This window comes from Haemophilus sp. UMB1048, assembly GCF_030218125.1.
In the GTDB taxonomy this organism is placed as follows: Bacteria; Pseudomonadota; Gammaproteobacteria; order Enterobacterales; family Pasteurellaceae; genus Haemophilus_D.
Window position 1 is genome coordinate 1 of the sequence record NZ_JASOPB010000194.1, and the last position, 236, is coordinate 236.

General features: G+C 58.1%; 1 protein-coding gene. It reads right to left on the minus strand.

The window, feature by feature from the left end:
• On the minus strand, window positions 1-236 hold a 236-nt coding region (locus QP437_RS10430; RefSeq protein ID WP_285267793.1), incomplete at both ends, for a hypothetical protein.

The window sequence follows — 236 nt, forward strand, 5'->3', positions numbered from 1 at the left end:
TCGCTGGGTTTTGCTGGTGCTGGCGTTGAAGCCGGCGCTCAGATCGTGGCGGCCCAGGGTTTTCGCCAGCGCGGTCTGCAGGCCCCAGGTATCGGTATCGTAGTTAGAGTTCACCGTCTGCATTCTGCGGGTGACGCTGTCCGGCATATAAGTCCAGTCATGGGCTTCGGTATGCTGGTAGTAGATTTTTGTGGAGACGCTGTCGAGGTAGTCGTTCATCGGCGTCCAGTCATCCT